This is a genomic window from Novosphingobium rosa NBRC 15208 (assembly GCF_001598555.1).
Classification (GTDB): domain Bacteria; phylum Pseudomonadota; class Alphaproteobacteria; order Sphingomonadales; family Sphingomonadaceae; genus Novosphingobium; species Novosphingobium rosa.
Map to the genome: position 1 here is coordinate 36,183 of NZ_BCZE01000015.1, position 25,355 is coordinate 61,537.

Annotated in this window: 21 protein-coding genes; 12 read left to right on the forward strand and 9 right to left on the reverse strand. The window is 65.8% G+C overall.

Annotated elements, in window-relative coordinates; all coding sequences use genetic code 11:
* Positions 1-19: 19 nt before the first annotated feature.
* The gene (locus tag SR3_RS06520) at positions 20-952 is read right to left on the reverse strand and encodes a LysR substrate-binding domain-containing protein (protein WP_084455053.1); all 933 of its coding nucleotides are present in this window, start codon (positions 950-952) and stop codon (positions 20-22) included.
* 220 nt (positions 953-1,172) lie between these two features.
* On the opposite strand from SR3_RS06520, the gene SR3_RS06525 reads away from it, so the two are divergent.
* From SR3_RS06525 to SR3_RS06550, 6 genes are all read left to right on the forward strand, one after another.
* Entirely contained in the window at positions 1,173-3,812 is a 2,640-nt protein-coding gene (locus SR3_RS06525; protein WP_068082564.1) for a TonB-dependent receptor, read from the forward strand.
* 99 nt (positions 3,813-3,911) lie between these two features.
* Positions 3,912-5,939: a tetratricopeptide repeat-containing sulfotransferase family protein gene (locus tag SR3_RS06530; protein WP_068082714.1), complete on the forward strand. Its 2,028-nt coding sequence runs from the start codon at positions 3,912-3,914 to the stop codon at positions 5,937-5,939.
* A 71-nt stretch (positions 5,940-6,010) separates the two neighbouring features.
* A complete protein-coding gene (locus tag SR3_RS06535; RefSeq protein ID WP_068082567.1) occupies positions 6,011-7,153 on the forward strand; it encodes a TIGR03364 family FAD-dependent oxidoreductase in 1,143 nt (380 codons plus the stop codon).
* Positions 7,150-7,953 carry a phosphonoacetaldehyde hydrolase gene (gene phnX, locus SR3_RS06540; RefSeq protein ID WP_068082569.1) on the forward strand — a complete coding sequence of 268 codons (804 nt, stop codon included), beginning with the start codon at positions 7,150-7,152 and terminating at the stop codon, positions 7,951-7,953. Before SR3_RS06535 ends, phnX begins: the two co-directional genes overlap by 4 nt.
* Before the next feature lie 122 nt (positions 7,954-8,075).
* A complete protein-coding gene (locus tag SR3_RS06545; RefSeq protein ID WP_084455079.1) occupies positions 8,076-9,152 on the forward strand; it encodes a catalase family peroxidase in 1,077 nt (358 codons plus the stop codon).
* Entirely contained in the window at positions 9,149-9,688 is a 540-nt protein-coding gene (locus SR3_RS06550; RefSeq protein WP_068082573.1) for a cytochrome b, read from the forward strand. The genes SR3_RS06545 and SR3_RS06550 overlap by 4 nt, the downstream gene beginning before the upstream one ends.
* Positions 9,689-9,742: 54 nt before the next feature.
* On the opposite strand, the gene SR3_RS06555 is transcribed toward SR3_RS06550, so the two are convergent.
* On the reverse strand, positions 9,743-10,486 hold the full coding sequence (locus SR3_RS06555; RefSeq protein WP_068082716.1) for an SDR family oxidoreductase: 744 nt from the start codon (positions 10,484-10,486) through the stop codon (positions 9,743-9,745).
* 107 nt (positions 10,487-10,593) lie between these two features.
* Between SR3_RS06555 and SR3_RS06560 the strand changes: the two genes are divergently transcribed.
* The gene (locus SR3_RS06560) at positions 10,594-11,496 is read left to right on the forward strand and encodes an AraC family transcriptional regulator (RefSeq protein ID WP_084455058.1); all 903 of its coding nucleotides are present in this window, start codon (positions 10,594-10,596) and stop codon (positions 11,494-11,496) included.
* A 17-nt stretch (positions 11,497-11,513) separates the two neighbouring features.
* On the opposite strand, the gene SR3_RS06565 is transcribed toward SR3_RS06560, so the two are convergent.
* Entirely contained in the window at positions 11,514-12,965 is a 1,452-nt protein-coding gene (locus SR3_RS06565) for a CYTH and CHAD domain-containing protein (RefSeq protein WP_281198709.1), read from the reverse strand.
* A 422-nt stretch (positions 12,966-13,387) separates the two neighbouring features.
* On the opposite strand from SR3_RS06565, the gene SR3_RS06570 reads away from it, so the two are divergent.
* The 4 genes from SR3_RS06570 to SR3_RS06585 all read left to right on the forward strand — a co-directional run bounded on the left by SR3_RS06570 (position 13,388) and on the right by SR3_RS06585 (position 18,647).
* A complete protein-coding gene (locus SR3_RS06570; protein ID WP_068082579.1) occupies positions 13,388-15,496 on the forward strand; it encodes a TonB-dependent receptor plug domain-containing protein in 2,109 nt (702 codons plus the stop codon).
* A 126-nt stretch (positions 15,497-15,622) separates the two neighbouring features.
* Positions 15,623-16,033, forward strand: a complete 411-nt coding sequence (locus SR3_RS06575) for a YidH family protein (RefSeq protein WP_218018765.1) — start codon at positions 15,623-15,625, stop codon at positions 16,031-16,033.
* Positions 16,030-17,805 carry an SLC13 family permease gene (locus SR3_RS06580; protein WP_068082587.1) on the forward strand — a complete coding sequence of 592 codons (1,776 nt, stop codon included), beginning with the start codon at positions 16,030-16,032 and terminating at the stop codon, positions 17,803-17,805. Before SR3_RS06575 ends, SR3_RS06580 begins: the two co-directional genes overlap by 4 nt.
* 122 nt (positions 17,806-17,927) lie before the next feature.
* Positions 17,928-18,647, forward strand: coding sequence for a DUF6683 family protein (locus tag SR3_RS06585; protein ID WP_157098671.1), 720 nt, complete (start codon positions 17,928-17,930; stop codon positions 18,645-18,647).
* Positions 18,648-18,725: 78 nt separating this feature from the next.
* Here the strand turns inward: SR3_RS06585 and SR3_RS06590 are convergent, their stop codons facing one another.
* From SR3_RS06590 to SR3_RS06610, 6 genes are all read right to left on the reverse strand, one after another.
* Positions 18,726-20,525, reverse strand: coding sequence for a GAF domain-containing hybrid sensor histidine kinase/response regulator (locus tag SR3_RS06590; RefSeq protein WP_084455060.1), 1,800 nt, complete (start codon positions 20,523-20,525; stop codon positions 18,726-18,728).
* Between the two features lie 155 nt (positions 20,526-20,680).
* Positions 20,681-21,862 carry a cation:proton antiporter gene (locus SR3_RS06595; protein WP_068082593.1) on the reverse strand — a complete coding sequence of 394 codons (1,182 nt, stop codon included), beginning with the start codon at positions 21,860-21,862 and terminating at the stop codon, positions 20,681-20,683.
* Positions 21,863-22,043: 181 nt separating this feature from the next.
* Positions 22,044-22,616 carry a peroxiredoxin gene (locus tag SR3_RS06600; protein WP_068082596.1) on the reverse strand — a complete coding sequence of 191 codons (573 nt, stop codon included), beginning with the start codon at positions 22,614-22,616 and terminating at the stop codon, positions 22,044-22,046.
* Between the two features lie 243 nt (positions 22,617-22,859).
* Complete coding sequence (locus SR3_RS06605) at positions 22,860-23,066, reverse strand: cold-shock protein (protein WP_068082598.1); 207 nt, start codon at positions 23,064-23,066, stop codon at positions 22,860-22,862.
* Between the two features lie 288 nt (positions 23,067-23,354).
* Complete coding sequence (locus tag SR3_RS31110) at positions 23,355-23,519, reverse strand: hypothetical protein (protein ID WP_157098672.1); 165 nt, start codon at positions 23,517-23,519, stop codon at positions 23,355-23,357.
* On the reverse strand, positions 23,519-24,298 hold the full coding sequence (locus SR3_RS06610) for a hypothetical protein (RefSeq protein ID WP_068082600.1): 780 nt from the start codon (positions 24,296-24,298) through the stop codon (positions 23,519-23,521). The genes SR3_RS31110 and SR3_RS06610 overlap by 1 nt, the downstream gene beginning before the upstream one ends.
* A 385-nt stretch (positions 24,299-24,683) precedes the next feature.
* Between SR3_RS06610 and SR3_RS06615 the strand changes: the two genes are divergently transcribed.
* A complete protein-coding gene (locus SR3_RS06615; protein ID WP_068082603.1) occupies positions 24,684-25,355 on the forward strand; it encodes a hypothetical protein in 672 nt (223 codons plus the stop codon).

Genomic DNA, 25,355 nt, shown 5'->3' on the forward strand with positions numbered 1-25,355 from the left:
ATTGCCGACAGACTGCCGATCACGGGCTTTCCTCGACCGCGGGCGCCTTGATCGCATGGTGGCGCGGGATGGAGGCGGGCATGGTCTCCACCGCCTGGATCATCATCCGCATCAGGCCCGAGCGGCGCTGTTCGCTGCGGCAGACGAAGTAATTGGTCAGCAGCGCCGGATCGGGCTGGGCGTCGGGCTGGATCGCTGAAAGACGTGTATCGGGCGGGCATTCGCTGGCGAAGAACAGGCTGACGCCAAGGCCCAGCGCGACCGCCTCGCGGATGGTTTCGCGGCTGTGCAGCTCGATCTTGCGGGCGGGCACGATGTCATGGGCGTTGAGCAGGCTTTCCATCGCCCCGCGCGTTTTGGACGAGATTTCGCGCACCAGCAGGCATTCCTCGGTCAGGCGCGACAGGGGGAAGCTTGCCGCCCCCGCCAGGGGATGGCCACTGGCCACCACCACCGCCAGAGCATCGACGAACAGGGGCCGGTAGAACAGCCGCGGATCGACCTGCGGATCGCTGATGATCCCTACATCGGCCCGCGCATCCAGCAGATGGGCCAGGGTGTTGCGGGAATTGTCGATCTGCACCTCCACCTCGATGCCGCTTTCCATCTGCATGATGGTTTGGGCGAGGCGCGCGGCATGCACCGGCGAGTCCGAAATGAGGCGGATGCGCTGCCCCTCGGTGTTCACCTTTTCATCGAGCAGCGTCTCGATCTCCTCGGCGGTGGCGAACATGCGGCGGGTGAGTTGTAACAATTCCTCGCCGATCGGCGTCAATTGCAGCGGGCGGCGGCGGCCTTCGAACAGCTGGGCGCGGTGGCGTGTTTCCAAAGCTTTGATTTGCTGTGATAATGTCGGCTGCGAGATGTTGAGCCTGCGCGCCGCGCGGCTGAAGCTGCCTTCGCTGGCCACGGCGTGAAAGGCACGCAGATGCTGGTGATTGACGGCCCCCATATGCCCTATCTCGCTGTGTTTGTTATGGATTTTTTACGCCTCGATTGTGACAGGGCAGTGACCGGCGCATCTTTTATAGATCAGACCTATAAAAGCCTTAGCCGATATATATTGGCCGCCCGCCCGGCCTTTTGACAAACACGCGCCCAACACGGCGAGCGCCCCGAAGCACAGGGACGCCGCCTGCACAGAACGACAGTTCGTCATCCATGAGGGCACCATGACCATCCGTTCCAACCTGCTCAAATCCGGGCTTATGCTGTCTTGCGCGGGCCTCGCGCTCACGGGCACGCAGGCTTTTGCCGATGAGGCTCCCGCTCCTGCCGCCGAAAGCGCGCCGGCTGCGGAAAGCGCGGGCGACATCGTCGTCACCGCCACGCGCCGCAGCGAGTCGATCCAGTCGGTGCCGATGACGCTTCAGGCGCTGTCGGGCGCGTCGCTGGCCCAGCTCAATGTGAACAATTTCAACGATCTGTTGAAGTTCACCCCCAATGTCACCTTCTCCAGCAACGGCCCCGGGCAGGGCGCGATCTTCATGCGCGGCCTCTCCACGGGCTTTGCGGGCGGGCAGTCGGCGGGCACCATCGCGCCTTTCCCCAATGTGGCGCTCTATCTTGACGACCAGTCGATGCAGTTCCCGGGCCGCAACGCCGACGTCTACATGGCCGATATCGAGCGCGTCGAAGTGCTGGAAGGCCCGCAGGGCACGCTGTTCGGCGGCGGCGCGGAAGCGGGCGCGGTGCGCTACATCACCGCCAAGCCCAAGCTGGACAAATGGGAAGTCCATCTGGCCGGCAGCTTCGGCGGCACGGCGGGCGGCGCCCCCAATGCCTCGGGCCAGGCGGTGATCAACATCCCCGTCATCAAGGACAAGCTGGCCGTGCGCGCGCTGATCTACAGCGACCATCAGGGCGGCTATATCGACAACGTGCCCAGCACCTTCACGCGCCGCGCCACCGATGCGGGCAGCGTGAACTATGGCTTCATCCCCAGCGCCACCAATCAGGCGAACGGCGGCGTCTACAACAATTACGCGCTGGCCAAGCATGACTTCAACCCGGTCGACTACACCGGCGGCCGCGTCGAGGCCCTGTGGGACATCACGCCGGACTGGAACCTGCTGGTGACCGAGAGCTATCAGCACCTCAACGCGCAGGGCTCGTCCAGCACCTTCCCGGTGGGCAGCGACTTCCAGCAGCTGGGCAGCCTGCAGACCACCACCTTCACGCCGCAGTGGAACACCGACACCTACTGGAACACCGCCTGGACGCTGAACGGCAAGATCGGCGACTGGAAGATGGTCTACACCGGCGCCTATATGACGCGCCACATCTCCAACCAGCAGGATTATTCCAACTATTCGCGCACCGGCGGCGGCATGTATTACCAGTGCAGCGGCAAGGCCACCGGCTGGGGCACGGGATCGACCTTCTGCTACTCGCCGATCGCCTATTGGGACGACACGATGCGCAACACGCATCACAGCGAGGAAGTGCGCTTCCAGAGCCCCGAGAACAAGCGCATCCGCGTGATCGGCGGCGCTTACTGGGAAAAGTTCGTCATTCAGGACGTGATGCGCTTCAACTACAAGTCCATCCCAAGTTGCACCCAGCAGCTGATCGCGGCCAATGCGGTCTGCTCGGGCGCGGTGTCGACGGCGCCGGGCAGCACCGCCAACCAGCCGGGGCTCGAGCCGGGCAACACCGCTTTCGGTGAAGACGTGACGCGCGGCTATGACCAGCTGGCCTTCTTCGGCTCGGCGGATGTCGACATCCTGCACAATCTGACCCTGAGCGGCGGCACGCGCTATTACCGCTACAAGGAATATGAAGTCGGTTCGCAGTTCGGCACGGTGCCAAGCGCCTGCTATCAGACCATTTCCTGCGGTACGGCGGGTCAGGTCAACATCGATGCGGCCAACAACCACGTCACCTATCACGGTTTCAAGAGCAAGGCCGAGATCACCTGGAAACCGCGCGACCACACCATGGTCTATGCGCTGTTCAGCCAGGGCTTCCGCCCCGGCGGCTTCAACCGTTCGAGCAGCCTGGTGCTGCCCGACCAGAACGGCACGCCCCAGCTCAAGCGCCCCAACGGCTATCAGCCCGATACGCTCACCAACTGGGAGCTGGGCCTGAAGACCGATCTGCTGAACCACAAGGTGCAGTTCAATCTCTCGGGCTATTACATGGTCTGGCAGAACGCGATCATCAACTTCTACAATCCGGCGGGCGGCTTCGGCAACACCAGCTTCGCCACCAACGGCCCCAGCTATCATGTGAAGGGTGTGGAGGCGCAGATCTTCGCGCGCCCGATGACAGGCCTTTCGGTGCAGCTGGGTGGCACCTACAATGACAGCAAGCAGTCGACCTCGCCCTGTCTGGTGGCCAACAACCCGGCCTCGGTCAACAATGGCAAGTGCATCACCAGCTATTATCCCGGCGGCGTGCAGAAGTCGGTGCAGAGCCCCTTCGGCGAGATCGGCGGCACCACGCCCTACAGCCCCCATGTGCAGGGCAATGCCCGCGTGCGCTATGACTGGGCCGGGCGCGGCGGTTATGACTGGTTCGTCTCGGGCGCAGTGTCGTACAACGGGCCGATGTGGAACCAGCCCTCCACCTATCCTTCGGGCGATGGCGTAACGGTGCCGGGCACGACCCTGCTGCGTTACCATATGGCCGGTTATGCGCAGGCCGATGCCCAGTTCGGCTTCAAGCACAACAACTGGAGCATGTCGGTCTTCGGTCAGAACCTGACCAACAACCATGCCTCCACCTTCACCTCCTCGGTGCAGTTCATCAAGTCGCAGCTGCCGCTGCGGCCGATGACCTATGGCGTGAAATTCTCGCTCGATCTCTGATCGCGCGGGCACTGTCACGATACTGTCATGGGCGGGGCGGCAGACGCCCTGCCCATGACCAAGCCTTCCATGACATCGCCTTCGCTTACGGAACCGCCCATGCTGCTCACCCCCGACACCCTGCCCGACGCCGAGCTGGCCCGGCTGCGCAGCGCGCAAGGGGCAGGGCAGCATGAGGCTGTGGCCCGCGAAGCCGGCGATATGCTGCACAGGTGGCCGGACCATCGCGATCTGCGGCTGATCCACGCCACCAGCCTGCGTTTTCTGGGCCGCATCGATCAGGCCCTGACGCAACTGGCCGCGCTGGAGGCGGCGCACCCGCGCTACAGCCTGCTGCATCAGGAGCGCGGCCTGTGCCACATCGCCCGCCGCGATGCGCCTGCCGCGATTGCCGCGCTGCTGGTGGCCGTGGGCATCAATCCGGCCTTGCCTCACAGCTGGAAGATGCTTTCGGGCGTCTACCGCCTCACCGGCGACATGGACAATGCGCGCAAAGCCGAGGCGCATGTCCACACCCTGCGCGCCCTGCCCGAACCGGTGGTGGAGGCGACCAGCCTCTTCTCCGATGGCGATCTGGACGAGGCCGAGGCGCTGACCCGCCGCTTCCTCCTCACCCATGGCGACCATCCCGAGGCGATGCGCCTGCTGGCGAAAATCGGCGTGGCGCATGATGTGCTCGACGATGCCGAGGTGCTTTATGCCGGCGTGCTGACTCTGGCCCCCGATCACCAGGCGGCGCGGCAGGAGTATGTCGAGACGCTGATCGCCCGCCACAAATATCCCGAGGCGCGCGAGGCTCTGGCGCCCTTGCGCGCGCAAGGCAGCGCCGATCTGAAGCGTCTGGACGCCACGATTGCCGTCGGGCTGGGCCATCATGAGGAGGCCATCGCGCTTTACCGCGCCATTCTGGCCGATTTGCCCGCCGTGCCGGGGGATGATGGCGAATTGCGCCTTTATCTGGCCGATCTGCATCTCTGGCTGGGCCATGCCCTGAAAACGCTGGGGCGTCTGCCCGAGGCGATCGCCGCCTACACCCATGCCGCCGATCTGCGCCCGGATTTCGGCGACGCATGGTGGAGCCTGGCCAATCTGAAAACCTATCGCTTCACCCCCGAGGCCGTGGAGATCATGCGCGCAGCCGAGGTTGCGCCCGCCACCGGGGCGGCGGACCGGGTGCATCTCAACTTCGCGCTGGGCAAGGCGCTGGAGGATGCGGGCGATCCGCAGCAATCATGGCGGCATTACGCGCGCGGCAACGCGCTGCAGCGCGAGGCCAGCCAGTATCGCCCCGAAATCCTCGAAACCAACACGCGCCTGCAAAAGCAGGTCTGCACGAATGCCTTCTTCACCGCGCGCGAGGGCTGGGGGGCCGCCGCGCCCGATCCGATCTTCGTGCTGGGCCTGCCGCGTTCGGGCTCGACGCTGATCGAGCAGATCCTCGCCAGCCATCCCCAGATCGAGGGCACGCAGGAACTGCCCGATATCCAGCGCATGGCGCTGGAGCTGCAAGGCCGCGATCATGATATCGATGCGCCCGCCTATCCCGGCTCGCTGGCCGCCCTTAGCCCCATGCAATGCCGGGCCCTGGGCGAGCGCTATCTGGCCGAAACGCAGGCGCAGCGCAGTCTGGGCCGCCCCTTTTTCATCGACAAGATGCCCAACAACTTCCGCCATATCGGGCTGATCCATCTGATCCTGCCGCATGCGAAGATCATCGACACCCGCCGCGATCCGATGTCCTGTTGCTTCTCCAATTTGAAGCAGCTCTTCGCGCAGGGGCAGGAGTTCACCTATTCGTTGGAAGATATCGCCCGCTATTACCGCACCTATCTCGATCTGATGCGCCATTGGGATGCGGCGCTGCCGGGCCGCGTGCTGCGTGTGCTGCATGAGGATGTGATCGAGGATCTGGAAACGCAGGTTCGCCGCCTGCTCGATTATTGCGGCCTGCCGTTTGACGAGGCCTGCCTCAACTTCCACCAGAACCGCCGCGCCGTCCGCACGCCGTCGAGCGAGCAGGTCCGCCGCCCGATCTTCCGTGACGGCATGGACCAGTGGCGCGCCTTCGAACCCTGGCTCGATGACCTCAAAACGCACCTCGGCAGTGCTCTGGCCGATTGGCGCTAGTTTTTGTTGTCGCATCGTTTTTGCGAAAAACCGGTGCCCACTTTTTCGCACCATGCTTGAACGGAGAGACGATGACGCGGACCTATGATCTGGCGGTGGTGGGCGGCGGCATTCTGGGGCTGGCCCATGCCTATGTCGCGGCGCGCGAAGGCCTGAAGGTGGTGCTGATCGAGCGCGACGGCGCGGCCAGCGGCGCCTCGATCCGCAATTTCGGCTTTATCACCGTCACGGGTCAGGAGCGCGGCACCAGCTGGCAGCTCGCCCGCCGCACCCGCGACATCTGGGCCGATCTGGCGCCGCGCGCCGCCATCCCCATCGAGCATGAGGGCCTCTATCTCACCGCCCGCTCGAGCGAGGCCGTGGCCGTGATCGAGGCTTTCCTGAACACCGAAATGGGCGAGGGGTGCCGCCTGCTGGATGCCGCAGCCTTCCGTGCGGCATCGGGCGGCATGGGCGGGGCGGATTTGATGGGCGCGCTGCACAGCCCGCATGAGATCCGCGTCGAATCCCGCTTCGCCATTCCCCGCATCACCGCCTTCCTCGCCGAACAGATGGGCGTGACGGTGATGACCAGAACCGCCGTGCATGAGGTTGCCCCGCCCCGCCTCGCCACCTCGCGCGGGGTGGTGGAGGTCGGGCAGGTGGTGGTCTGCCCGGGCGATGATTTCAACACGCTCTATCCCGAGCGGATCGCGGCCTATGGCCTTACCCGCTGCCGCCTGTCGATGCTGCGGCTGGGCAATCCGGGGGTCAGGCTGCCCGGCGCGATCATGTCCGACCTCGGGCTGGTGCGCTATCGCGGCTATGGCGCTCTGCCCGAAGCCCGCGCGCTGGAGGCCCGCCTGCGCGCCGAGGTGCCGCGCCTGTTCGACAATGGCGTCCATCTGATCGTGGCGCAGGGCACCGATGGCAGCCTGATCGTGGGCGACAGCCATCATTACGCCGATGTGCCGCCCCCCTTCGCCCCCGCCAGCGCCGAGGAGGATATCCTTCAGGAATATGCCACGGCGCTGGGCGGCCCGGTCCCCCCGGTGATCGAGCGCTGGACGGGCACCTATGCCGTCGCGGCGGACAGAACCTTCCTGATCGACACGCCTGCCGAGAACGTGCGCTTGGTGATCGTCACCAGCGGCACCGGGGCCTCCACCGGCTTTGGCATTGCCGAAAAGGTGCTGGCCGATCTGGCGGGCCTGAAGGTGGGAGCCGCTGCATGACCGTATCAGCTTTCCCCATCAAGGCGGTGGTCTTCGACTGGGCGGGCACGATGATCGACTTCGGCTGCATGGCCCCGGTCGAGGCGCTGATCTCGGTGTTCGCTCGCGAGGGGATTGCGCTCACCGATGCCGAGGCCCGCGCCGATATGGGCAAGGCCAAGCTGGATCATCTGCGCGCCATTCTGACCAGGCGTGAACTCGCCGCGCGCTGGCAGGCCGCACGCGGCAGCCTGCCCGATGAAGGCGATGTGCAGGCGCTTTATGCAAGGCTGGAACCGGCGATGCAGGCGGCGGCGGCGTCCGCCACGCTCATCCCCGGCGCGGCCGAGACCGCCAAGGCCCTGCGCCAGTTGGGCATCCGCATCGGCTCGGGCACCGGCTACACGCGCGAGATGATGGCCCCGATCCTGCCGCTGGCCGCCGCGCAGGGTTATGCGCCCGAGGCGGTGATCTGCGCCGGAGAGACCCCCAGCGGCAGGCCCGCGCCCCTGATGACATGGGCCGCGCTGATCGCTCTGGACGCATGGCCCGCCCGCCGCTGCATCAAGGTGGACGACGCGCCCGTCGGCATCATCGAGGGCCGGGAAGCGGGCTGCTGGACGGTGGGTCTGGCCGCATCGGGCAATGGCATGGGGCTCACCCTTGCCGATTACCGCGCTCTGCCGGACAGCGAACGCCATGCGCGCCGCGAAGCCTCGGCCCGGTTGCTGCGCGATGCGGGGGCCGATTATGTGATCGATGATGTCAGCCAGCTGATGCCGGTGGTGCATGAGATCGCTGCGCGGCTGAGGGAGGGTTAGCCCCCGCGTCAGGAAAAAGATGCAAGGGCGCGAATCCTGTGCGATCCTGTCACCGTACACAGGGAGAGAGGCGCAAGGCATCATGCCCCGCGTCCGCCAGTTCCATTGACAGGATGCTCACCGTGCCGGCTCATGAGAAACCTCCATTTGCACCCATGGCGCTGATCGGCGCTGTCGCCGTGTCGCTATCGCTGGGCCTGGCCTGGGCCGGAGGGCTGATCGGTCCGCACCGCATCAGCGGCGGCGAGGTGGCCAATGCGCTGGAGGGCAATGGCGGGCGCTTTCCCGGCTATCGCCGCGCGCATGCCAAGGGTCTGTGCTTCAGCGGCTCCTTCGCGGCCAATGGCGAGGGCACGGCGCTGTCCACCGCCTCGGCCTTTCGTGCTGGCGCCTATCCGGTGATGGGCCGCTTCTCGCTGGGCGGCGGCAATCCGCTGGCAGGCGACGGGCGCAATGTGTTCCATTCGATGGCGCTGATGCTGCGCACGCCCGATGGGCAGGAATGGCGCATGGCGATGGATCATACGCCGATCTTCCCGGTGGCCGATGTCGCCTCTTTCGTGGGGCTGATGAAGGCCACCACCCCCGATCCCCGGACGGGCAAGCCCGATCTCGCCGTGCTGAAACCCTTCCTTGCCGCCCATCCCGAGGTGACGGCGTTTCAGGGCTATATGGCCAAGGCGATCCTGCCCGACAGCTTCGCCAACGCCACCTATTACAGCATCAACGCCTTCCGCTTCATCGATGCCTCCGGCGCGCAGCATATGGTGCGCTGGCAGTTCGAACCCGAGGCCCCGCTGACCGGCCTCGACAAGACCAGACTGGCCGATCTGCCGCGCGACGCCCTGTTCAGGGAGATGATCGCCCGCACCGCCAAAGGCCCCTCGCGCTGGCATCTGAAGCTGGTGGTCGCCAATCCGGGTGACGTGACCAACAAGGCCACCGTGGCATGGAGCGGCCCCCACCGCAGCGTGGAGGCGGGGGTTTTGACCCTCACCGCCGTCCAGCCGGAAGAGGCCGGCGCCTGCCGCGATCTCAACTTCGATCCCACCATCCTGCCGCCCGGGATCAGCCCCTCTGACGATCCCTTGCTGGGGGCGCGGTCCGGAACCTATTCCTCCTCCTTCACGCGGCGGGCCGGGGAGGGGGCGCATCCCAGCGCCATCGGCCAGGACAGCGCCAGGGAGAAGAGCCAATGAGCCGTCACCCCAGGGATTTCCACCCGCTGCTGCGCCTGCTTCACTGGCTGATGGCGCTGATGGTGTTGGCCATGCTGTTTATCGGCGTGGGCATGGTTTCGACTGCCGGGCCGCTCTATCCGGCGCTGCTGGCGCTGCATCGTCCGGTCGGGATCGCCCTTCTGGTGCTGGTGCTGCTGCGCCTGCCTTTGCGGCTGCTGACCGGCGCACCGCCGCTGCCCGCCGATCTGCCGGGCCCTCAGAAGCTGGTGGCCAAGGCCTCGCATGTGCTGCTTTATGCCAGCATGGTGGGCATGCCGCTGATCGGCTGGGCGATGCTGTCCGCCGGGGGGTATCCGGTGGTGGCGGGGAGTGTGTCGCTGCCGCCGATCCTGCCGCATGATCTGCAACTCTACGCCCTGCTGCGTCTGGCGCATACGGTGGTGGCGCTGCTGTTCTTCGCTTTGGTGCTGGCCCATCTGAGCGCCGCCCTGTTCCACGGGCTGATCCGCCGCGACGGCGTGCTGCGCAGCATGACCAGCGGGCATCGTCGCTAAACAGCAGGGGCGGGGTGAAAGCGGGGGCAGGTGGCCTGCCCCCGCTCCCTGTGCTTACCAGCCGTAGGGCGCGATGCCTGGCCCGTCGCCATCGTGGTAGAAGCCGCCCGTCGGCCCCATCCAGTCCAGCGTGGCGAGGCGCAGGGCAATCGCCGCGCCCTGCTCCACGCTGCGTGGCGCGGTGGGGCCGCCCATATCCGTCGCCACCGAGCCGGGGCAGGCGGCGTTGACCTTGATGCCCTCGGCCAGCAATTCCTTGGCCAGCTTGACCGTGAACATGTTGAGCGCCGCCTTGGAAGCCGAATAGCCCATCGCCGCCAAATTCCAGGTGGGGGCCTTCATATCGCCGGTCAGCGTGATCGAGCCCAGCCCGCTGCTCACCATCACGATCCGCGCGCCGGGGGCCTTGCGGACCAGCGGCAGGAAGGCCTGCGTCACCTGAACCGTGCCGAAGAAGTTGATCTCGAAGTTGTCGCGGATTTCGGCAAGGCTTTCGGTGCTGGCCGGGCTCATCAGGCCGCTGCCCACCCCCGCATTGTTGACCAGCACGTCCAGCTGGGGCGAATGCGCCTCGACATGGGCGACGGCGGCCTGAACGCTGGCCGCATCGGTGATGTCGAGCTGGACGAAATGGGCATCGATGCCCTCGGCGCGCAGCTCTTCCTCGGCCTTGCGGCCCCGCGCCTCGTCACGGCTGCCGAGCCATACCTTATGGCCCAGCCTGCCCAGCTGGCGCGCCACTTCACGCCCGATCCCCTTGTTCGCACCCGTTACCAATGCCGTCTTTTGCTCTGACATGATCGTCTCCTTGTGATCGGGCCCCAGATGGGTGGCCCGATCCACGCCGACATTCCCGATCATGCCAGAGCCTTGCCCGATCCTGCCAATCACCCTAGATGGGGAGCATGAGCGAGATGATGCTGGCCGTGGATCGGCTGTTGGAGAGTGTGCGGCCTTTCATCACTCGCCTGCCGGGCGCCTATGGCGTGGAGACGCCGCTGCCGCGCCTGAAGGTGTGGTCCAGCACGCGCCCCACGCCGCCGGTGCCCGCCATGTTCAAGCCCATGTTTTACGGTGTTCTTCAGGGCGAAAAGGCGCTGACGGTCGGCGGCAACCGTTTCACGCTTGCCGCCGGGCAATGCGCGGCGACCTCCTTTGGCATGCCCTTCGTCGGCCAGATCGACACGGCGAGCCCCACCGCGCCCTATGTCGCCATCGAACTGGATCTGGATGTCGATCTGCTGACTGATGTCATGCTCGATCTGCCCAAGGTGGAAGAGCGCTGGGTCTGCTCGGCGGCGGGCGGCGATCTGGGCGGATCGGTGGGGGAGGCCTTCACCCGCTATGTGGGCCTGCTGGGCGCGCCCGATGACCACGCCTTTCTGGCCCGCCATCACGAGATCGAGCTCTATTACCGTCTGCTGCAAAGCTCTATGGGCGAAACGCTGCGGCAATTGGGGCGGCGTGACAGCCGCTCGCGTCAGATCAAGCTGGCGGCCGACTGGATCTGCACCAACGCCGAAAAGCCGATGATCATCCCCGAACTGGCGGCGATGGTGGGGATGAGCCTCACCTCGTTCCATCGCCATTTCAAGGCCGTCACCGGTTACAGCCCGCTGGCCTTTCAGCGCCGCATCCGCCTGCTGGAAGCGCGGCGGATGCTGGCGGCGGGGGGCGACAGCGTCTCGCGCATCGCCTATGCGGTGGGCTATCTCAGCCCCTCGCAATTCAGCCGCGAATACAAAAGCCTGTTCGGCGTGCCCCCCGCCGCCGACCTGACCAGAGCCGAGCGCCTGCCCGTCACCTAGCGGCGGGCCTGCGTGGTTCAGGACCAGAACGTCTTGCGCCCGATCAGCGTGTCGAAATCCTTCTGCGCCTGCGTCAGAATCCTTGCCTTGTCGCGATGATGCGGCAGATCACGCGCGTCGGGCTGGTCCGCCAGCGCCAGCCGTTCCAGCAGGCGGGGGGCGGTGGCCAGATCGTTGAGGTCGCCCAGATTGTCCTGCAGCGCGGCGAGGGAGGCGGCGAACTTGCGCTTACGCCCTTTGTGTTTGGGAAAGAGCCCGGCAAAAAAATCGACGCCATAGCGCAGCCGCTTGGCGGATTTGCGCAGGGCATGCCGTTCCTCATCGCTCAGCGTTTCCAGTCCGGCGCCGCGCTTTTTCATGCGTTTGCGCAGCTTTTGCAGGGCATGGGCGGCGTAGTCGCGAGCGGGCGCGTCGCGTAGATCGGGGCGGGCGGGCGGCGTCCGCCATGCGCCCACCGCCGCCCATTCGGCCAGATCGAGCCGCAGGCTGAGGCAGCGCCGGGACTCGAGCGCGGCGCGGACGGTGGCATGGGCCTTGTCAGCCGTGGAGTGCAGGTGGTCACGCAGCTTGCCGGGCTCGGCCTTTTCGAGCAGCACATCAAGGTCGCGCGCATCGCCCAGCACGCCGCCCAGCCAGCGCAGTTCGGCATGGAGATGCGCCAGCGCCGCGGGCGCGAGGACCGGCTTGAAGATCGCCATCGCCGAGCGCAGGCGGCGCAGCGCCACGCGCGCCTGATGCAGCGCTTCGGGCTCCCGCCCGGCCAGCAGCAACTCCTCATTGAGGCGATAGTGGCGGATGCAGAGCGCAAGGATGGCGCGGCAGGCCTCGCTGGCCGTGGCGGCGGGGTCAAGCTGGACGGTCTCGGCCTTGAAAGCGGCGTGGAGCGGCCCCAGCAGCGCATAGCCGCGCTCCGCCTTGCTCAGCACGCCAAGGCGCAGGGGCAGGGCTGCGGCCAGTCTGCGGGCCAGCGCGAAAAGCGCGTGCGGCTCGCCCTTTTGCAGTTCGAGTTCAATCTCGCACACCGGGGCGGTGCGCTCCGCCGCGATCACCGTGCCGCGATCCAGCACCATCTCGATGGTGGCCTCGCCCTCGTCCAGCAGCCAGAGCGTGCGTTCGACCTTGACCGTGAAGGCGGGCGCCAGCGCGGCGGCATTCTGGCCCAGCAGCGCGGGCAGCGGCGTGTCGTCGCCCAGCAGGGGGGCGTCGCCGGGCACGGGCCGCTCCCATTCCGGGCGGGTGAACAGCCCGGCCGCGCGTGAGCCTGCGCCCTTGACCGTCTGAATGCGCTGGCGGCCCGAGCGGCGGATCCGCAGCGAGACACCGGCCTTGTGCAGCAGGTGATCGGGCGTGTCGAAATAGATGGCCTGCAGCTTGCGGACGGTGGGGGCGGGCGCGATCAGCGCGGAGCCGGGAAAGGCCTCTGCGGCGGGGGCGGGCAGCACGAGTTTGAGTTCGGTTTCCTGGGACAGAGCGCAGCCTCATGCTTGAGCCGGATGGCTCCATACCATCAACCGCGCCGCCCCCCGCCGGTTCCCGAGGAGGGAGCGCGCACCGCTTTGCCGCGTTGCACAAAGGGGTTGCGGCTGCCGGGGAAATGTGAAAAATCAGCGAAAAGGTCGCCATGGCATCGCTGTCTGGCTGACGATCCGGCCCGCAGATTCGGTCTGCAGGGGCGCTGGGTTCGACATGGCAAAGGCGCCATCAGTCCGGTTCGCGTGAACCGTGGCCGGTGGCGTTTTCTATTTGGGGCAAAAGCAGAGGGAAGAACGTCCGGCAAGGGAAGGCGGGCCATGCAGGGCCCCGGCGATCCGCCGTCCCGGGGCATCGGGCACAGCAAACAAGGGCTCCTGCCAAGGGAGCTGAACATAAGATTTTTCAGGGAAGAACAATCATGCGTGCATATCCTATCGGCCTGATGCTGGCCGCAACCTGTCTGGCTGCGCCAGCCATGGCCAAGGACGCCCCCACGGATCAGGGCAGCAGCTTTGCTCTGGGCGAGATCGTGGTGACGGGCACGGCGCCTGCCGCGCCGGACATCACCGGGCAGACCCTGTCGGCCAGCGCCATCAGCCTGTTCAACCGTGTCAGCCTTGACGATGCCGTGGGGCTGATGCCCGGCGTTTCGGCGGGCAGCAGCGGCGGCACGCGCAATGAGCGCCTCGTCTTCGTGCGCGGCTTCAACCGCTTCGAGGTGCCGCTCACCATCGATGGCATCCGCGTCTATCTGCCTGCCGACAACCGCCTCGATTTCGGGCGTTTCCTCACCAATGACATCGCTCAGGTGCAGGTGGCCAAGGGCTATGTTTCGGTGCTGAACGGGCCGGACGGGATGGGCGGGGCGATCAACCTCGTCACCTCCAAACCGACCAAAGCGCTGGAGGCGCAGGTCAGCGGCACGCTCAATCTGGGGCGGCAGGGCGAATATGCCGGCTATTCCACCTCGGCGCTGATCGGCACCAGGCATGACAAGTGGTATGCGCAGGCCTCGATCGGGCGCGCCTACACCGATCACTGGGATCTGGCGGGCGGCTTCCGGCCCACCGCCAATCAGGGCGCGGGCCGTCGCGGTCTCTCGCAGACGGGCGACTGGCGGGTGAATGTGAAGGCCGGTTTCACGCCGAACGCCACCGATGAATATGTCATCAGCTACACCAAACAGGAGGGCCAGAAGCTGGCTCCGCTGCATGTCACCGATCCGCTGTCGGCGCAGCGCTTCTGGACATGGCCCGCCTGGAACACCGAAAGCCTCTATCTGCTGACCACCACGCAGCTGGACGCGATCTCCACGCTGAAAACGCGCTTCTATTACAACACCTTCTACAACATGCTGCGCTCCTTCGACACGGCTGCGGAGAACACCCAGACCCTGGGCCGCAGCTTCAACAGCCCCTATTGGGACGATGCGCTTGGCGGCTCGCTGGAGCTGACCCTGCGTCCCTCCGCGCGTGAACGCGTGACCATCGGGGCGCAGATGCGCTCGGATCGCCACAAGGAGGCGCAGACCAGCTTCCCCTCGGGCAGCACCGAGCCGATGCAGACCGATCTGGAGAACACCTACAGCCTCTCGATAGAGCATGCGTATCATTTCACCCCCGCCATCAGCCTGACTCTGGGCGGCGGCTATGACTGGCGCGACCTGAAGCGCGCCGAGGAGTATGGCGCGCCGCTGGGCACCTCCGGCGCCAGCGTGCTCTACAACTATCCGAAGGCGAACAGCAGCACATGGAGCGCTCAGGGCCAGCTGAACTGGGCGGTGAATGACAACAGCGCATTGCACCTCAGCGTCTCGTCGCGCGCGCGCTTCCCGACCATTTTCGAGCGGTTCAGCCAGCGTTTCGGCACCTCGATCCCCAATCCCGGCCTGCAGCCCGAACGCGCGCGGCAGATCGAACTGGGCGGCTCGACCCGGCTTGGCGTGCTGCATCTGGAGGGCGCGCTGTTCCATGCCCATATCACCAACGCCATCGTCAGCGAGAGCGTGCTGGGCTATGCCTGCACCGCCAGCACCACGCCGGGGCCCTGCGCGCGCACGGTGATGACCCAGTCGCTGAACGTCAGCCGGGGCAACATCTATGGCGCGGAGGGCAGTTTTTCGGCGCAACTGGCGCCCAGCTTCACGCTGGGCGGCAACTACACTTACACCCACCGCCGTCTGGTCGATCCCGGCAATGCCGCTTTCCGCCCCACCGATGTGCCCACCCACAAGGCCTTCGTCTATGCCGACTGGACGGTGCTGCCCCGCCTGCATCTGGTGCCCAGCGCGGACATCGCCTCAAGCCGCTGGACCGTCACCGATGTGGCGCCGATCACCTATTACCGCACCGGCGCCTATGTGAACGGTGCGCTGAAGGCCGAGTATCAGCTGCGGCGTGACGCCAATGGCCGGGGCACCAGCATCAGCGCCTCTGTGCGCAATCTCTTCGATCAGAACTATCAGCTGGTCGATGGCTATCCCGAGGCCGGGCGCAGCTATCAGCTCTCGCTCAAGGCCAGCTACTAAGAGGCCGCCGCCCCCTCGTCATAAGGGCGAGGGGGCGGGCATTGCGGGAATTTTTTCCGCCGCCCATGGCAAGAGGCGCGGCTCGCGCATTTCACGCTTATGGCAAGCGAAACCGAACAGGCCGCCGTGAAGGCCCACGTTAAGCTGGCGCAAAGCGCGGGCAAGCTGGAACACAGCGCGGAACAGCAGACCGACAGCGCCGACCGCCGCACCCAGCTGGCCGCAGACCGCACCGTGCTGGCCGCCGAGCGGACCTATGCCGCGTGGGTGCGAACCGGTTTGGCCGCGCTGGCCTCGGGGATTGGCGCAAGGGCTCTGCTCGACAAGATCGTGGCAGGCTGGCTGATCGGGGCCACTGGCAGCGTGCTGATCCTGTTCAGCGCTTTCTGTTTTATGGCGGCGGTGTGGCGCCAAACGCATCCCGTGGCGCCGCCGCGCCCCGATACACGGCGCCTGCCGCCCGCTTTGCTGGTGGTGGTCAACGGCTTTCTGGTGCTGGTCAGTCTGGCGGCGCTGGTCGGGATCTGGGCGCGTTGAGCGGGCCGCAGCTGCTCTCCTTCGCGCTGATCGGCGGCGCGGTGGTGGTCTTCGCCTGGGGGCGCTTCCGTTACGATGTGGTGGCGCTGGTGGCGCTGGCCATTGGCCTTGCCACCGGCGACGTGCCGATGAAGCAGGCCTTCAGCGGCTTCACCAGCGATGTGGTGGTGATCATCGCCTGCGCCCTTGTGGTCAGCGCGGCGATCGCTCGTTCGGGCGTGATCGAATGGGCGGTGGGCGGGGCGATGGCCCGGCTGCGCGGCGCGGCTTTGCAGGTGCCGGTGCTGGCGGGCACCACCGCGCTGCTCTCGATGCTGACCAAGAATGTCGGCGCGCTGGCGATCATGATGCCGATTGCGCTGCGCATCGGGCGCAGCGAGGGTTCCTCGGTGTCGTCGCTGCTGATGCCCATGTCCTTCATGTCGCTGCTGGGCGGGCTGGTGACGCTGGTGGGCACCTCGACCAACATCATCGTCAGCCAGGTGCGCGAGGAGACGCTGGGCAAGCCCTTTCAGATGTTCGATTTCGCGCCCGTCGGCCTGATCCTGACGGTGCTGGGCTTTGTCTTCGTGAGTTTGGGCTGGCGGCTGCTGCCGCGCGACCGGCAGGCGCGGGCCGGGCTCGACGAGGCCGCCGAGCAGGCGCCCTATGTGACCGAAGCCCGCGTGCCCGATGAGCTGCCCGAGGACATCGCGACCATCGCCGATCTGAAGCTGGGCGAGGCGGGTGTCAGCCTGCGCGCCATCGTCGAGGCGGATGGGAAGGAGCGCAAACCCTTGCCCGATGCCTCGCTGCGGCCCGGCGCCAGTCTGGTGCTGGAGGGCAGCGACAAGGCGCTCGACCGGCTGTTCGCCCGCACGCCGCTGGAGCAGACGCGCGACCCGCGCGAGCTGGAAAAGGACGAGGCCAAGGAGGAGTTGCGCACCATCGAGGCGGTGATCCAGACGGACTCGCTGCTGATCGGGCGCAGCGCGGTCAATGCCCGCCTGCAGGACATGCATGGCGTGCAGCTGATGGGCATTGGCCGCAGCGACGAGCGCATCACCCAGCGCCTGCGCGATGTGCGGCTGCGCGCCGGGGACGTGCTGGTGCTGCGCGCGGGCGAGAAAACCCTGCCCGAGGCGCTGGGCGATCTGGGTCTGCTGCCGCTGGTCGAGCGGATGGTGAAGCTGGGCGACCGCCGCCGGATGTTTCTGCCCATCGCCATTCTGGCCGTGGCCATGGTGCTGGTGGCGCTGAAACTGGTGCCGATCGCCGGGGCCTTTTTCGGCGCGGCGGTGCTGATGGTGGTGGTGGGCGGCCTTTCCATGCGCGAGGCCTATGGCGCGCTGGAGCCCGAGGTGCTGGTGCTGATCGGCGCGCTCACCCCGCTGAGCGAGGCGGTGCAGCACAGCGGCGGCAGCGCGCTGATTGCCGATCTGCTGGCCGGATGGCTGCATGGCGTGCCGCCGCTGCTGGCGCTGGGCGCGATCATGCTGGCGGCGATGGCCTGCTCGCCCTTTCTGCACAATGCGCCCACGGTGCTGGTGCTGGCCCCCATCGCGGTGGGGGTGGCGCGGGCGCTGCATCTCCATCCCGACCCGTTCCTGATGGCGGTGGCGACGGGCGCGGGCTGCGATTTCCTGACGCCCATCGGTCATCAGTGCAACACGCTGGTGATGGGGCCGGGGGGCTATCGTTTCGGCGATTACTGGCGGCTGGGGCTGCCGCTTTCGGTGCTGGTCATCGTGGCGGGAACGCTGGCGATCACCGTGATCTGGCCGCTGGCCTGATCCGCTTCCTGTCGTGTTCCTTCAAGAATTCCCGGATCAGGCCTTCTATCGCGGCGCAGGCGTCATGGCGTTGTCATCGCTACGTGATGATCTGTTGCTGATGGTGTGGCGGGGGTGGTTGGATGTCTCGACTGCAGGGCGCATTGCTTTCGGTGGCGCTTGCCTGTGCTTTCGCTCCCGCGCCCGCCGTTGCGCAATATGTCGGCACGACGGCGCCGCTGTTTCCCACGCTGATCGTTCCGCTGTTCCCCAATGCCGCCACCATTCCCTTCACCGGCGCTTCGGCGGGGCATGGACAGGCGCGCAGCGCGGCCCCGAAGGCAACGCCGCCCGGCACCCGCCTGCCTGCCGGCGTGGTCTCCCAGATCGATGCGAATGCCGCCGATCTGGCCACGCATTTCCCGCCCGGCCTGCGGGGGAAGATGAAGGCCACCTTCACGCAGTCCTTCGGCGCCTTCAAACAGTTCGAGCGCAAGCTGGCCCTGCCTGACAATGATGTCGCCACCGCGATCGCGGCCTACATCGCGGGCAATTACATGATCCTGCATGGCGTGGAGCTGCCGGATGCCGCTTTCGTGAAGCTGGTCTCGCAGATCCGCGGCGGGCTGCAGCAGAGCAAGGGCTTCCCGCAGATCCCGGTGCAGACCCGCCGCAAGATGTATGAGCAGACCGCCATGGTCGGCATGTTCATGGCGACGGCGCAGATGGCGCGCGGGACGGCGACGGAAAACCCCGCCACCATCGGCAATCTTCAGGATTCGGCCCGGGCCAATCTGGCGCTGGTGCTTGGCGAGCCCAACGCCGCCACGCTGCGCATCGATGGCGAGGGCATGCATTTCTGAGCGGAGCCCGATGCCGATGCCGGGGCGGGGCCTACAGTCCCGTGCCAGCCAGCGCCCCGTGGATGAGGGGAAGCCTCATTACGATGACCGTCTTGGACGGGCATCGCGCAAAATCTTCGACAACTCATCGACGGAATAGGGCTTATGCAGAAGCGCGAAGCCATGCCCGGTGTCGTCGGCCAGAACATGGCTGTAGCCGCTGGTGAGGATCACCGTCAAATCCGGCCAGCGGCGGCGGATTTTTTCGCCCAGTTCCACCCCGTTCATGCCGGGCATGACCACGTCGGAGAAGACGATGTCGATGGTGGCATGATCGTCTTCGAGGATGGCGAGCGCGTCGCCGGCATTGCTGGCCCGCCGCGTCATGAAGCCCAGATCGGTCAGCAGATGGGAGGCGAACTCCCCGACCTGGGCATTGTCTTCCACGATCAGGATGCTGGCCTGTGTGGTGGTGAGCGGCTCGTCGGCTGAAAACCCCTGGAAAGTCACCGAGGCTTCGGCCCGGGGGAGATAGAGGCTGAAGGTCGATCCTTCGCCAAGGCGGCTGTCCACGTCGATCTCACCGCCCGACTGCTTGATGAAGCCATAGACCTGACTAAGGCCCAGGCCCGTGCCCTTGCCTATCTCCTTGGTGGTGAAGAAGGGCTCGAAGATGCGCTCGATCTGGTCGAGCGGCATGCCGGAGCCATTGTCGCTCACCGAGACCTTCACGAAATCTCCCACGGCGGCCTTGCGTCCGCCCCGCGCCGGGATCGATCCGGCGGTCTCGATCGCGATGGTGATGCGCCCTTCGCCGTTCATGGCGTCGCGGGCATTGACGGCCAGATTGACCAGAGCCGTCTCGAACTGGCTGGTGTCGACTTCGATGCAGCAGCTCGGGCAGATGGGCTCGACGTTCAGATCGATGCGCGAGCCCACCACCGTGCGCAGCATGTCGGCGACTGTCGCGACCTTGAGCGCGGCATTGAACACCTCCGGCTTGAGCGCCTGACGGCGGGCGAAAGCCAGAAGCTGGCCGGTGAGCCGCGCCGCCCTGTCCGAGGTGTCCATGATGGCGTCGATGTAGCGTTTCTGCTTCTCGCGCGGCAGTTCGCGGCGGGCCAGCAGTTCGGCGGAGGACCGGATGATCGTCAGCAGATTGTTGAAATCATGCGCGACCCCGCCGGTCAACTGGCCGATGGCCTCCATTTTCTGGAGTTGGCGCAGCTGATCCTCGGTCGCCAGCAGCTCGCGCGAGCGTTCCTCGACCCGCACCTCCAGCGTCTCGTTCAGATGGCGCAGCTCTTCCTCGGCGATCGTGCGTTCCAGCAGATCGGCGGCCTGCCGCGCGACGATGTCGAGCATCCGCAGATCGCGCTGCGAGGGCTGATGCGGATGGCGCCAATGGGTCGAGATCATGCCCAGCAGCTTGCCCCGGCGCGAAAGCAGAGGGGTGGTCTGGGCCGAACGGATTCCGGCGGCGCGGAAGGCCTCCAGATCGGGCTTGCCGGCAATGTCGCCCCAGGCCTCGAAATCGGCGATGATCGCCCGCTGCCCCAGCTTGAGCGCCAGCGTGCAGCTGCTGTAGGCGGCCGGGCTCACCCATTGCCAGAACTGGACCGCTTCGAGCGGCAGGCCGCGATGGGCCAGCAGTTGCAGCTCGCCGCCGTGACCGGAGGGATCGCCCGAGGGGCAGAGCAACTGCATCGTCCCGAACTGCGACCCGGTGATCGCCACCGCCGCTTCGACGATCTTGCCATACAGCTCGAACCGGTCCTGCTCGCCGATCAGGGCGACGCTGATCCGGTGCAACAGGTCGATGTCCGAACGTTCACCGGTGGCATGATCGGCCAGATCGGCGATCGGCAGCAGTTGCGTGCCGTGTGATGCATGGGCCATGGCGCTCGTTCCTTTCCGGCACGGCGACAGATGGCGTACCCCCGAAGGCGATAACCGTTTGCGGGCGGCAAGGTTCCGGCGTGACCGTCATGTCGCCGGAACGTGCATGATGCCTGCCACCCCGCGCCATGTCGCGGATGCGGCGATGGACATCATCATGATCCTTCCGCGCTCCTGCGCAGCAGGATCGGCACGGTCAACCCCTGGATGAAGATCGAGAAGGCGACCACGGCAAAGGCCACGCTGACCAGCGCATCATGCTCGGGCAGGCTGGCCGGAGCCCCCAGCGCCAGCGCCAGCGCCAGCGCGCCGCGCAGACCGCCCCAGAACAGGATATGCTGGGTCAACCCGTCGACCGCCATGCGCGTCCGCGTGAACAGCCGCGTGATGGGATAGATCGCCACTGCGCGGCCCACCAGCACCGCCACCGTGCCGATCACCGCAGGCAGCCAGTAGGCGGCGATGGGCTGTATCGCCTCGCGGCTGCCGATCAGCAGAAAGACCACGGAATTGGCCAGAAAGGCCGCGAAGTCCCAGAAGCGGATCACGGCCTTGCCGCCCTCCTCGGTCAGTTTGCGGCCCTTGCCCCAATTGCCCACCAGCATGCCCGCCGCCAGCGTGGCCAGCACGCCGGAGACATGCAGCTCTTCGGCCAGCAGGAAGGAGCTATAGGCCGCCAGCATGGTCAGGGTGATCTCGACCAGATGGTCCTCCGCCCGTCCCGCCAGCAGCATCAGCCCCGCCGCCACGGCCAGACCCAGCAGCACGCCGCCGCCCACCGTGGTCAGCAGCGCGGTGGCGATGCCCATCGGGGTGGTGGCGCTGCCCATGATCCATTCCGCCATCAACGCGAAGAGCACTGCCGCCGCGCCGTCATTCACCAGGCTTTCGGCCTCCATCAGGAAGCGCAAGCGCTTGTCGGCATTCTGCTCCTTCATCATGGCGATGACCGAGACCGGGTCGGTGGCGGCGATCAGGCTGCCGAACAGCAGCGAGGCGGGCCAGCCCCACGCCGCGAGCCCATGCATCGCCACCGCCACCACCAGCGCGGAGAGCAGCGTGCCGCCAAAGGCCAGGCTGAGGACCAGCGGCCCCTCGCGCCGGAATTGCCCCCAGCCCAGATGCAGCGCTGCCTCGAACACCAGCGGCGGCAGCAGCACGCTGAACACCAGTTCGGGCGTCAGCTCGATGCCGCTGTGATAGCCCGAGAGGCTCAGGCCGATGCCCGCGATGACCAGCCCGATGGCATAGGGTTGCCCGAAGCGGCGGCAGATGATCGCGACCAGACATGCGATGAGCAGCAGCAGGCCCAGCGTGACCGTATCGGTGTTGTGCATGGCTTAACGGCTCCGGGTGGCGTGCGGCCAGGAAAGGGCGAGCCGCATCGTATTGTCGCCGCTGGCGGCCCGACCAGCGCTCAAACCTGCCCGTGCCCGCGTGAAGCGGACAACGAACACCCGCCCAACGCTATTGCATCGTCTGCCGCAGGGGACAACCGCTTAAGGGAATGCCAAAGGTTCAGGATGAGGCATGCGCCGCCCGCCACGCCTTCACGGCAGCGAGCGTTCTGGCGACATGGCCCTGAGGGCTGAAGGCGGAATAGGCCAACAGGATCGTGCCGTCGGGGGCGATGACATAGCTGGTGCGGTCGGACATGGAGAGGACCGGCAGCTTGACCTTGTAGGCGGCGATCACATCCTTGCTGGCGACGCCGACGGCGAATTTGTTCCGGCATTCGGTGACCGAGAAACGGCTGAGCTTGTCAAGCGGATCGTGCGACAGGCCAATGACCGTGGCTCCGGCGGCCCGGAAGGCGTCGGTGGCCTCGGAAAACTCATGCGCCTCGATCGTGCATCCGCTGGTGAAGGCGGCGGGGAAGAAATAGAGCACGACCGGGCCTTTCTTCAGGGCGTCACCGAGATGAAAGGCAAAGGGTTTGCCCGCCTGCACGGCCTGCGTGCTGAAGTCGGGCGCGCTGGCGCCTTGTGGCAAGGCCGCCCGCGCGCCGCTTCCGGGCAGGGCGGCCACCACGCTTGCGGCGACCACGGCGGCCAATGCAAAGGGGATCAAGCGTTTCGTGCGAAAGGTCATGGACGGTCTCCTCTCCACCATTACGCTGTTCGAGGCGGTTTGGATGCACGGCCTTCGAGGTGGTCTTGATCACCGGTCGTCATGGCCCCCGCGCCAGATCAAGCATATCAGGCACGGCATGTGGCCATCAGGCTGCACATCGGCTTCGTTGAGCAACGCGACAGCCTGATCGCGACGGCCCGGGGCCATTGGCATGCCGGGCGGTGGTGCGCCGGAAACCCTGGGGTTTCCGGCCCGATGGCATCAGGCCGAAGCCAGATTCACCGCAGACTGCTTGCCACGGCGATCCGTTTCGATCTCGTAGCTCACCCGCTGATCCTTGGTCAGCGTGGCCATGCCGGAGCGCTCGACAGCGGTGATGTGAACGAAGCTGTCATCGCCGCCATCGACCGGCGAGATGAAGCCATAACCCTTGTCGGAATTGAAGAATTTGACGGTGCCGACTGGCATAGGTGTTTCCTTTTCACGAAAACGGGAACCCATCTGCAACAGCGCAGATGGAGCTGGAAGCGTGGATAAGGAAGGAGAGCCTCTTTCGGGATCAAATTCCGTCGCATGCGACGTTAGCAGCTCGTGTATCGGCCTAACCTGTGGAAAAGTCAAGGTAAGCGATCTTCACCCGGCACGGGCCGACCCGTTTCCCGCTCGTTCAGCAGGTGAAGCACAGCGCTGCTCCAGCCCGTTCGCGCAGTCCGCGCGGAACGGAGATGGAGCGCGCTTGACGGCAATCAACGGTCTTCAGACCTGCGCGCAAACCGGATGATATGGGCCGCTCCCCGAGAGCGAGGCATTGACCGCCACGCTGACCCAGCTGCTGCGTGCGGCAGCCTTGGCTTTGAGGGCAGGATCGATGTCGTCGCTGTCAAGCGCCGGAGCGAAGCTGGGCATGGGACGTTCTTTCATCAGTCGGCCGCATCCTTGCGGCCCAGGATGCGTTCGAGCGGGATGCTCAGGATCGCCTTGACGATGGTGTGGTCGGCATTGGTGCCAAAGCCCTTGCCCACGCCGATGTTGAGGGCCCAATGCCCCATGTCGATGTCGGCCACGGCGAAGATCGACTGGTCGCTCGATCCGAAAGAACCGAAATGCGCGAAGCTGCCGGTGCCATTGTAGCTTTCCAGGCCCAGAGACAGTTTCTTGGTCATGGCATAGGCGAGTTTCGTATCGAACTCGACCTGAGGGGAATGGGGCTCGGGCCCGGAGACGACAAAGTCGATGTTGGCGTTTTCGGCCAGCGTCCATTTGCCCGTCCGCATGCCGATGATGCCTTTCAGCTCGGCGTTCCACGGATTGATGTCGAGCCGGTGATCGACATGGCCGATCTCGAAATTGGCGCCCCACCACCAGTTCTGCCCATCGGCACGCGGCGCGATGAATTTCAGGCGCGTCTTGACGCCGCCCGGGTCGATCCGGCCCCGCGCGTTCATCGTGGCCAGCGGCAGATAGAGGCCAGCCTCCAGATTGGGCGTGATGCCGTAGGAGAATTCGGGCGTGACGCGCAGCTGATGAAGCGACTGCTGCTGCCCGGGATAATCGTCGGTCAGCTCTCCACTGGGGACGTAGTTGATATGGGTGTCGAGCCCGAAATGGCCGGGCTTGTCCATCTCGTCCATGTAGACCTGGATTTCCTCGGGCGCAGCCAGCGCGGGCGTGGCCATGGCCCCGAGCGCAAGGGCCACCATGGCCGCCGCATACCTTGTTCCTGACATTGCCCCAACCCCGTCCAGCAATTGCCGGGCGCCGTATCAGCAACAATGTAGAAATAATAATTGATAAAAGCCAATGTTTGAAAGTTTGATTGCCAAATAAAAATCTATTATTGTGCAATATTATTCACTCTCTCGGAGTGATAATAATTATCATTAAAACATGCTGATTTTTCCTGATAACAATTATCACTCACGTCTGATTTGTAAAAAATCACGTCCCATTTTGAGAAAGAGACGCATTGGCAGGCAGTCTCGCTGCAATCGCCCGCCAGGGATGACCCCGACCCGGACCTAAGGCGCGTGCCAGGGGTTAAAACCGGGGCGGACGTCCCTTCAATCCTCCGTCCCAGGACACGCCATGCCCGACTGGTTCAAGCGCCGTTATCTCGATGTCCTGGCGAGCATCTATCTCTACAATGAGCATCGCGGCTACACGGCGATCGATCAGGTTCTGGCAGCCGTCCGCCAGCAGGAGCCTTGCGATCCCGTCATGATCGCCATGGTTGAGCGGCACCGCAAGGATGAACGGGCTCATTATCTGATGTTCCGCCGCTGGTTCGAGCGGCGCGGCGAGATGCCTTTCGCCCTCGACCGCACCTTCGGACACATCGACCGCTTTATCGAAATCATGTTCGGCGCCTCGATCAACGGGCTCGACACGCAGGCCATCGTGAGCAGCGATCACCTCTTCGCGCGCCTGTGCCGGGTCATCTCGCTCACGGAGCAGCGCGGCTACCGGCAGGTGGAGGTGCTGCTTGGGAACGCCATGGTGCTGGGTGACCCGGTGCTGCCCAGGATCTTTGCCATCATCCACAAGGATGAGCCCAGCCATTGGGCGCCCTATGACCGCTGGCTTGCACTCCACGCTGGCCGACAGCCCCGCTGGTGGGAGCGGATGGTCGATGGCTTCATCCACGCCGAACTGTTGTTCGTGAAGCTGCCGTTCCTGTTTCTCAACCCATGGATCGCGCGCAGGCACGACTGGCCCGAGGAAGGCGATGCGGATGGCCGGGAGATCAAGGCTCTTTGA

Excerpts from the sequence above, each read along its gene's own strand:
- SR3_RS06520 (WP_084455053.1), bottom strand. The coding sequence starts at position 952 with ATGGGGGCCGTCAATCACCAGCATCTGCGTGCCTTTCACGCCGTGGCC.
- SR3_RS06525 (WP_068082564.1), top strand. The coding sequence starts at position 1,173 with ATGACCATCCGTTCCAACCTGCTCAAATCCGGGCTTATGCTGTCTTGC.
- SR3_RS06530 (WP_068082714.1), top strand. The coding sequence starts at position 3,912 with ATGCTGCTCACCCCCGACACCCTGCCCGACGCCGAGCTGGCCCGGCTG.
- SR3_RS06535 (WP_068082567.1), top strand. The coding sequence starts at position 6,011 with ATGACGCGGACCTATGATCTGGCGGTGGTGGGCGGCGGCATTCTGGGG.
- phnX (WP_068082569.1), top strand. The coding sequence starts at position 7,150 with ATGACCGTATCAGCTTTCCCCATCAAGGCGGTGGTCTTCGACTGGGCG.
- SR3_RS06550 (WP_068082573.1), top strand. The coding sequence starts at position 9,149 with ATGAGCCGTCACCCCAGGGATTTCCACCCGCTGCTGCGCCTGCTTCAC.
- SR3_RS06555 (WP_068082716.1), bottom strand. The coding sequence starts at position 10,486 with ATGTCAGAGCAAAAGACGGCATTGGTAACGGGTGCGAACAAGGGGATC.
- SR3_RS06560 (WP_084455058.1), top strand. The coding sequence starts at position 10,594 with ATGAGCGAGATGATGCTGGCCGTGGATCGGCTGTTGGAGAGTGTGCGG.
- SR3_RS06570 (WP_068082579.1), top strand. The coding sequence starts at position 13,388 with ATGCGTGCATATCCTATCGGCCTGATGCTGGCCGCAACCTGTCTGGCT.
- SR3_RS06585 (WP_157098671.1), top strand. The coding sequence starts at position 17,928 with ATGTCTCGACTGCAGGGCGCATTGCTTTCGGTGGCGCTTGCCTGTGCT.
- SR3_RS06590 (WP_084455060.1), bottom strand. The coding sequence starts at position 20,525 with ATGGCCCATGCATCACACGGCACGCAACTGCTGCCGATCGCCGATCTG.
- SR3_RS06595 (WP_068082593.1), bottom strand. The coding sequence starts at position 21,862 with ATGCACAACACCGATACGGTCACGCTGGGCCTGCTGCTGCTCATCGCA.
- SR3_RS06600 (WP_068082596.1), bottom strand. The coding sequence starts at position 22,616 with ATGACCTTTCGCACGAAACGCTTGATCCCCTTTGCATTGGCCGCCGTG.
- SR3_RS06605 (WP_068082598.1), bottom strand. The coding sequence starts at position 23,066 with ATGCCAGTCGGCACCGTCAAATTCTTCAATTCCGACAAGGGTTATGGC.
- SR3_RS31110 (WP_157098672.1), bottom strand. The coding sequence starts at position 23,519 with ATGAAAGAACGTCCCATGCCCAGCTTCGCTCCGGCGCTTGACAGCGAC.
- SR3_RS06610 (WP_068082600.1), bottom strand. The coding sequence starts at position 24,298 with ATGGTGGCCCTTGCGCTCGGGGCCATGGCCACGCCCGCGCTGGCTGCG.
- SR3_RS06615 (WP_068082603.1), top strand. The coding sequence starts at position 24,684 with ATGCCCGACTGGTTCAAGCGCCGTTATCTCGATGTCCTGGCGAGCATC.